At 56.9% G+C, this 7,064-nt stretch carries 8 protein-coding genes and 2 pseudogenes; 2 read left to right on the top strand and 8 right to left on the bottom strand.

What is annotated here, in order from left to right:
* A partial coding sequence (locus HMPREF2724_RS02695; protein ID WP_070587074.1) for an N-acetylmuramoyl-L-alanine amidase occupies positions 1 to 1,045 on the top strand: 1,045 nt, incomplete at its 5' end.
* On the opposite strand, the gene HMPREF2724_RS02690 is transcribed toward HMPREF2724_RS02695, so the two are convergent.
* The 8 genes and pseudogenes from HMPREF2724_RS02690 to rpmH all read right to left on the bottom strand — a co-directional run bounded on the left by HMPREF2724_RS02690 (position 1,042) and on the right by rpmH (position 5,882).
* Positions 1,042 to 1,617 carry a hypothetical protein gene (locus tag HMPREF2724_RS02690; RefSeq protein ID WP_061925507.1) on the bottom strand — a complete coding sequence of 192 codons (576 nt, stop codon included), beginning with the start codon at positions 1,615 to 1,617 and terminating at the stop codon, positions 1,042 to 1,044. The genes HMPREF2724_RS02695 and HMPREF2724_RS02690 overlap by 4 nt on opposite strands.
* On the bottom strand, positions 1,617 to 2,627 hold the full coding sequence (locus tag HMPREF2724_RS02685; RefSeq protein ID WP_070432480.1) for a ParB/RepB/Spo0J family partition protein: 1,011 nt from the start codon (positions 2,625 to 2,627) through the stop codon (positions 1,617 to 1,619). The genes HMPREF2724_RS02690 and HMPREF2724_RS02685 overlap by 1 nt, the downstream gene beginning before the upstream one ends.
* Before the next feature lie 8 nt (positions 2,628 to 2,635).
* Complete coding sequence (locus HMPREF2724_RS02680; RefSeq protein WP_070586995.1) at positions 2,636 to 3,484, bottom strand: ParA family protein; 849 nt, start codon at positions 3,482 to 3,484, stop codon at positions 2,636 to 2,638.
* Positions 3,485 to 3,494: 10 nt separating this feature from the next.
* A complete protein-coding gene (gene rsmG / locus HMPREF2724_RS02675; RefSeq protein ID WP_070586992.1) occupies positions 3,495 to 4,103 on the bottom strand; it encodes a 16S rRNA (guanine(527)-N(7))-methyltransferase RsmG in 609 nt (202 codons plus the stop codon).
* A gap of 15 nt (positions 4,104 to 4,118) precedes the next feature.
* Entirely contained in the window at positions 4,119 to 5,105 is a 987-nt protein-coding gene (yidC, locus tag HMPREF2724_RS02670; protein ID WP_082787647.1) for a membrane protein insertase YidC, read from the bottom strand.
* A 9-nt stretch (positions 5,106 to 5,114) separates the two neighbouring features.
* Positions 5,115 to 5,389: pseudogene (gene yidD / locus HMPREF2724_RS13455) on the bottom strand (membrane protein insertion efficiency factor YidD).
* Complete coding sequence (gene rnpA / locus HMPREF2724_RS02665) at positions 5,377 to 5,736, bottom strand: ribonuclease P protein component (protein ID WP_062036513.1); 360 nt, start codon at positions 5,734 to 5,736, stop codon at positions 5,377 to 5,379. The pseudogene yidD and the gene rnpA overlap by 13 nt, the downstream one beginning before the upstream one ends.
* A 2-nt stretch (positions 5,737 to 5,738) precedes the next feature.
* Positions 5,739 to 5,882, bottom strand: coding sequence for a 50S ribosomal protein L34 (gene rpmH / locus HMPREF2724_RS02660; protein ID WP_005530694.1), 144 nt, complete (start codon positions 5,880 to 5,882; stop codon positions 5,739 to 5,741).
* 617 nt (positions 5,883 to 6,499) lie between these two features.
* Between rpmH and HMPREF2724_RS13060 the strand changes: the two are divergent.
* Positions 6,500 to 7,064, top strand: a pseudogene (locus HMPREF2724_RS13060) (chromosomal replication initiator protein DnaA); the annotation flags it as partial.

Raw genomic sequence — 7,064 nt, 5'->3', positions numbered from 1 at the left:
AAAAGTATTCGACGCCGAACTCTCTGAGGTCATCAAGGCCTTTCAGCAGTCTCGCGGAATTGTTCCCACCGGCGTAATCGATGACCTTACCCTTCGTGAGCTGCGCCAGGCTTCTTATAGCTTGGGCGCGCGCGTACTCACGTACGAGCCGGGCAACGTTTTAGTTGGCGACGATGTCGCACAACTTCAGCAGCAACTTCAAGAACTCGGTTTCTACCAGAACCGAGTGGATGGCCACTTCGGTCCCGATACTCACGCCGCACTCATGGAATACCAACTCAACAGCGGTCTCCAAAAGGATGGCGTGTGTGGTCCGACCACGATCAACGCTCTTAATCTGCTGGGCCGCCGGATCACCGGCGGTTCCGCACACAACATCCAAGAGCGCGAGCGTGTCCGCAACGCCGGCCCACAGCTTGCAGGCAAGCGCGTCGTCATCGACCCTGCCTTAGGCGGTGCCGACAAGGGCATCAAGGTCAAGGGCCGCTTTGGTGACGTCACCGAAGAAGAGCTTCTGTGGGACTTGGCAGAGCGCGTGGTCGGACGCATGATTGCAGCGGGCATGGAAACCATCATCTCGCGTCCACGTACCGATAATCCTTCTGTCAAGGACCGTGCGGATCTGGCAAACGCCTTCGACGCCGATCTGGTTATTTCTTTGGCTTGTGACCGCTATCCAAACGAGAAGGCCAATGGCATTGCCACCTTCTACTTTGGTTCAGAGATCGGCAGCTCCTCGCTCATTGGTGAAACTCTTTCTGGTTTCATCCAGCGCGAGATCGTGGCTCGCACGCCACTGCAAAACTGCTGGAACCACGGCCGCACCTGGGATCTTTTGCGCCTGACGCAGATGCCAGTTGTCCAGGTTGTCTTGGGCTATCTCACCAACCCTGGTGACGTAGAAGTGCTTACTACGCCAGCCAAGCGCGATGATATTGCAGAAGCAATCGTGGTTTCTGTAAAGCGCCTCTACCTGCTCGATGATGACGATGCTGTCACCGGCACCTATAAGTTCTCGGAGTTGCTGCGCGCCGAGGAGGCTTAAGCCAAAGCTTTTGCTAGCAGATCTTCTACCGCAGCGGCCGAGAGCAGGTCGAAGGCTGGTGGGAGATCCAGGCGCAGCCGTGGAGTAACGGGGTGGTCTTGGACCACCATAAAACCCGCCGATTCTAAGGTTTCTACTGACAGAAGCCCGATGAAGGCGGGTTTTTCGCGTAATAGGAACTCTGCCTCTTTTGCGTCGCGGTAGCCAAAAGCTTCTACCGCGCTGAACTCACGCGAGGAAAGGTTCATAATCGCGGCGTCGAGAAGCACCGCTTCCAAGCCACGTGCCGCGCGATGGGATTTCACAAACAATGAGGACAGCAAAGCTGCGTCCTGGCTCACGGGTGCGGTAGGCAGCTTGGACGCCCCAGGCGCATAATCAGCGGGGCAGAAGAAGACCGTAGCCTCGTTGCCCACCGTTAGGCCACAGTCGCCGGCGCTTAGGAGCACAGCGGAAATCCACGCCTCTTTCTCGAAGGCGGGATCAGTTACCTCAGTATCAAGCTCCCAAAAGATGGAACGAGCCGCCAAGGGGTTGATTTCCACCCCTTCCTTGACTGACTCGACGAGCATTACTTGCCCTCGATGAGACCAAGGATGCGCTCGAAATCTTCCTGATCGCCAAATTCGACGACCATCTTGCCCTTGCGCTTGCCCATGGTGACGGTGACCTTGGTGTCGAAGCGGTCAGACAGGCGCTCTGCGGAATCGGTGAAGTACTGTGGCTGCGGGGCAGCAGGCTTCTTCTCCTGTGGCTTATCGCCCCTCTTGTACAGCGTAACCGCTTCCTCGGTGGCACGGACGGACAGGCCTTCTGCGATAATGCGGTTGGCGATGAGCTCCATGGCCTCAGCATCGGGCAGGCCCAGCAGGGCACGCGCATGGCCGCCGGATAAGGTGCCAGCAGCGACGCGCTTTTGCACGTTCACCGGGAGCTTGAGCAGGCGAATCATGTTGGTCACCTGCGGGCGGGAACGGCCGAGGCGATCAGCCAGCTCGTTCTGGGTGACGCCGAATTCCTCCAGCAACTGCTGGTAGGCGTGTGCCTCTTCCAATGGATTAAGCTGCACGCGGTGAATGTTTTCCAGCAAGGCATCGCGCAGGAGGTTGTCATCCTTGGTATCGCGGACGATGGCCGGAATGGTGGCAAGTCCCGCCTTGGAGGAAGCACGCCAACGACGCTCACCCATGATGAGCTCAAAGCCGCCCTCATCTGCCGGGCGCACGACGACCGGCTGGAGCAGACCGAACTCCTTGATGGAATGAACGAGTTCTGCGAGGCCTTCTTCGTCGAAGACGGTACGCGGCTGCTTTGGGTTAGGAATGATGTCACCGACCGCGATCTCGCGGTAGGTAGCGCCGATCACGGAAGGCTTTGCCTGACGCTTCTTATTAGCGCCCTGTGGAATGGTTGGCGCGCCCTTCACGCGGGGCTTATCACCAGCTGGACCGCCGGTAGCAGCGCCAAGGATGATATCTGCTGCATCGTTACCAAGGCGCGGCTTGCGGGATGGGGCGTCGGGGCCAGAAGGGATAAGTGCTGCAAGACCCTTGCCGAGGCCACCTTGCTTTTGTTCCGTCATGCTAAAACTTATCCTTCCAATTCAGCGAAAATCTCTGGGCTAACGCCGATGGCGCCAGTGGTGGGGTGCGGGCGGTAGTCACCGCGCGAATCGAGCTCGCGGGCCGCCGCCGAATAAGCCCTAGCACCGGTGGAAGAAGGATCATAGGAGATAACAGTCTTGCCGTAACCCGACGCCTCAGACACGCGCACCGAACGCGGAATTACATTACCAAGAACTACAGCGCCGAATTGTTCGCGTACTTCATGGGCAACTTGCTCTGCCAATTTGGTGCGGGCGTCATACATGGTGAGCAAAACGGCGGAAATATGTAGTTCCTCGTTGAGGTGCTCACGAATCATGGAGATGTTGCCCAGCAGCTGGCCCACGCCCTCCAGTGCGTAGTACTCGCACTGGATAGGAATGATGACCTCTTCGGCACAGGTCATGGCATTGATGGTCAAAAGGCCCAGCGAAGGCGGGCAATCAATGAAGACGTACTCGAAGCCGTGCTCTTCAAGGAAGCCGTTATGGAGTGCGTCATAAAGGCGGAACTCACGGCGTACCAGCGAGACCATTTCGATCTCCGCGCCAGCCAGATCAATGGTGGCGGGAATACAGAAGAGATTGGCGCTAGAAGGAGACGGCTGCATTGCTTGCTCCGCAGTGCGGTCTCCCAGCAAGACCTCGTAGCTCGAATCAGTGCCCGAGGTATGGGCAGCGCCCACCGCAGTTGAGGCATTGCCCTGCGGGTCCAGGTCGATCACCAACACTTTTTTGCCGGCCTCAGCGAGCGCCGCGGCTAGATTGACAGCCGACGTGGTCTTGCCAACGCCGCCTTTCTGGTTCGCGATGGTGATAAGACGTGGATTAGTCATGCCGTCTACTCTAGTTCACGCGCGGGACACGGATGATAGTCGTGCCCTTGATGGTGGTGACCTCGGCTTTACCTGCGCCAGCACGCTTTAGCTCAGCTGCGTCGCGCTCCAGCTCTTCATACACGGACTCGCCCTTCAAAGCGATCATCTCGCCGCCCACCTTGACCAATGGCAGCGACCACTTGGCAAGCTTGCCCAAGGGCGCGACGGCGCGAGAGGTCACGATGTCTGCACCCTTCACGGCCTTTTTCACTGGGCCTTCTTCGGCGCGGCCGCGGATGACGGTGACGTTATCTAGGTCCAGCAGCTCCTTGACCTCAGACAGGTAATTGGAGCGCTTTAGGAGCGGCTCGATCAGAGTGATATCAAGATCTGGGCGCGCAATGGCCAGCGGGATGCCTGGGAGGCCTGAGCCACTGCCGACGTCGATTACGCGGGCGCCTTCCGGCATGACATCGCCGATCACGGCACAGTTGAGAAGATGGCGCTCCCACAGGCGCGGGACTTCGCGCGGGCCTATAAAACCACGAATGGACCCGTCTGTAGCGAGCGAATCGTGGTAAGCCTGCGCGAGTGGCAGGCGGGAGCCAAATACTTCAGACGGGTCCAAATCGGACACTAGAAACTCCTGTTTTTAGTTGTTGTTTTTGCGCTGTTTCTTGGTGCGGTTGTCCTTCTTGCGCACACCTGGCTTCGGTGCGGAAGTGCGCTTGAGTTCTGCCTTGGCGGCTGCCTCTCGCTCCTCTTCCTCATCCATCTTCTTGTACACGATGCGAGTCTGGAAGAAGGTCCAGACGGTGTTGGCCAACATGTAGAACAGCAAGCCAATAGGCCAAATAGCACCGGAGAAGACCAGCATGCCTGGCATGACCCACAGCATCATCTTGTTCATGATTGCCATCTGCTGCTGCATCATCTCAGCGTTCTGGCCTTGCGGGGTCGGAGTCTTACCGGAAGCACGGCGTGCCTCCTGGCGGTTGAGCGACATACGGGCATTGAAGTGGGTCAAAACCGCAATGATGGCAATCAACGGAACGATGATGACCGCTGCCTGCGACGTCGTGATGCCCTGCTGATCCAGAATCGGCGAGTTCACGCGCAAGTTGGTAATCAGCGGAACGCCAAAGATCTTGGCGTCTAGGAACTGCTGCACCAATTCCGGCTTGAAGATGTAGTTCGCAGTGTTCGCGTTAGCCTCCACCGACATTGGCTCATCAGCTGGGTGACCGAAGCCACCCGCAGTGTGAATGGTGCGGTCGAAGGCGCGCAGAACATGGAACAGACCAATAAACATTGGGATCTGAGCGAAGATCGGCAGGCAGCCTGCCATCGGGCGAACGCCAGATTCCTTGTAGATGCGCTGCATCTCTTGCGCAGCCTTGGTTTGGTCATTCGCGTACTTGGTACGCAGCTCTTGGATTTGCGGCTGGATCTCCTGCATCTTGCGGGATGAGCGCAGCTGAGTGATGGTCGGCTTGACCATGATGGCCTTGAGCGTCCACGTCAGCAGGACAATCGAGAGAATCCACGTGATTCCCAAAGAAGGATCCATCACGAAGCTCAAAAGCCAGTGCCAGAACCACAAGACGGCCGAGATCGGCCAATAGATGATATTAAGCAAGGATAGTCCTCAGTTGTTGTTCGTGCCGGGTACGGGATCAAACCCGCCCGGATGCCAAGGGCCGCATTTGCAAACCCTAGCGATGGCCATGCCGGCGCCTTTGATAGCTCCGTGAACGGAGAGTGCTTCGAGGGCGTAGGCACTGCAAGTCGGTTCAAAACGACAGGTGGAAACCATCTTAAGGGGTGAGAAATACTTTTGGTAGAAGCGCACCGCTTTTACCATCGGTTTGCCGCACCCTTAGCTTCCGGGATTTCGGCACCGGAAGAATTTACATACCGCATTTACGCAGAGCCTTGCGGATGTCTTTTTCTAATTGCTCACTGCTCGCTGTGGCGCTTGCGGGAAGCGCGCGGATAACCAGATCTGCGGTCGGTGGAAGATCCGGAAAGAGGGACCTGCACACATGCCGAAGCCGCCGGGAGGTGCGGTGGCGAACCACTGCATTCCCGACGGCTTTTGAAACAACCAATCCGAACCTTGGGCCGGCGGCCGCAATATCGAATTTGGTGTCTTGGCTGGCGTTGTTACGAAAGTGCACAACAACCGTACGTGTACCGGCCCGCTTGCCGCCCTTGATCGTCCTGCGGAATTCCGCTGGCGAAGTGAGCTTATGCTGGGCTGGAAGCACGATTATGCCGACAGCTTTGCGCGGCCCTTCTTACGACGAGCTGCGACGATAGCGCGACCTGCACGGGTGCTCATGCGGGTGCGGAAGCCGTGCTTACGAGCGCGACGACGGTTGTTGGGCTGGAAGGTACGCTTACCCTTTGCCACGATTATCTCCTTGAAGTTGTGCGCGGAGCCCAGGGAAAATCATTCCCCCAGCTCCACTGATGAATGGATATGTGAGTAGTTAGCAACCCTTGGGAGTGGGTTCACACTCACGCGCAACGTCTTCTGTTGCGATAGACCATGACAGATTACGTGACGAATGCAGCCTTGAACAAATCGACACCCGGGTGTACCCAAAATTACAAAGATGTTTTTATCTGCAGCTAAAAGGCTACTTTGCGGGGTCAGAGCACATACGGCGGCTTGCATTTTAGGTTCACGCCATGCAAGCGCCGAAAAGCGTTAGACAGCCCCGCTAACTCGGCGGTAAAACTAAAGAATCGAATTCCACAGCCGTCCACAAGGTGTGAATAACTCTAAATCTCAGCTTTAGACTTTTTGTATTCCAGCAGGTAAATAGCCTAAAGTACCCGATTGATAGTTATCCACAGCCATCGACTAGGCTGTGGATAAACATTTGTTCCACATCTGTGGATAACTCTGTGGAGATCAAGGTCGTGCCGCAATTTTCGATGTGGATACGTCCGTGAAATTCACTGTAAATTTTTCTCCGTCCGAACTAGGGCCTTCTTCTGGGAAGGCCGCACAAGGTAGGCGCGTTGACTGATCAACAAGCGGTACTTAACGCCAACTGGCGAGCAGTAGTGGAAGATCTGCTCGCCCAATCTGAGAAACCCAACTCAGAGGTACCCAACTTCAACCACACGCAGCGACTGTATCTGCAGCTCGCGCGACCCATCATGATGATGGATGGCTACGCACTGCTGGCAGCACACAATGAAAAGGCCAAGGCAGTCATCGAAACCGATCTCGGCTCACACATCTCGCGTGCCCTTACCCGGCACCTGGGCAGGCCTTGCACGCTTGCTGTAACTCTGGCCAATCCGGTGGAAGAAGAAGCACCGCTTAACGACGCCCCGGCTCAAGCACCGCAGGCGCCGTCACCGCAGCAGTACCAGCCGCCACAGCAGGCTTGGCAGACCAGCCATGCCCCGGCGAGCTTGGATGAACTGGCTGATCATTACAACCAGCAACAGCAGCAATACCAGCCCCAGCACAATGCAGATGCCCGCATTCCGCGTGAGCAGCCGGCGCACGATCCCAATAGGGAAGAGTCGCTGAACCCAAAGCACACGTTTGAAAACTTCGTTATCGGTTCCTCCA

The organism is Corynebacterium sp. HMSC071F07, assembly GCF_001810285.1.
GTDB classification, from domain to species: Bacteria; Actinomycetota; Actinomycetes; order Mycobacteriales; family Mycobacteriaceae; genus Corynebacterium; species Corynebacterium simulans.
Note: the sequence above shows the minus strand (reverse complement) of the source record. Positions and strands in the feature narration are given on the sequence as shown.

Bases quoted from the DNA above. Each gene is read 5' to 3' on its own strand.
- HMPREF2724_RS02690 (WP_061925507.1), bottom strand. From the start codon at position 1,617: ATGCTCGTCGAGTCAGTCAAGGAAGGGGTGGAAATCAACCCCTTGGCG.
- HMPREF2724_RS02685 (WP_070432480.1), bottom strand. From the start codon at position 2,627: ATGACGGAACAAAAGCAAGGTGGCCTCGGCAAGGGTCTTGCAGCACTT.
- HMPREF2724_RS02680 (WP_070586995.1), bottom strand. From the start codon at position 3,484: ATGACTAATCCACGTCTTATCACCATCGCGAACCAGAAAGGCGGCGTT.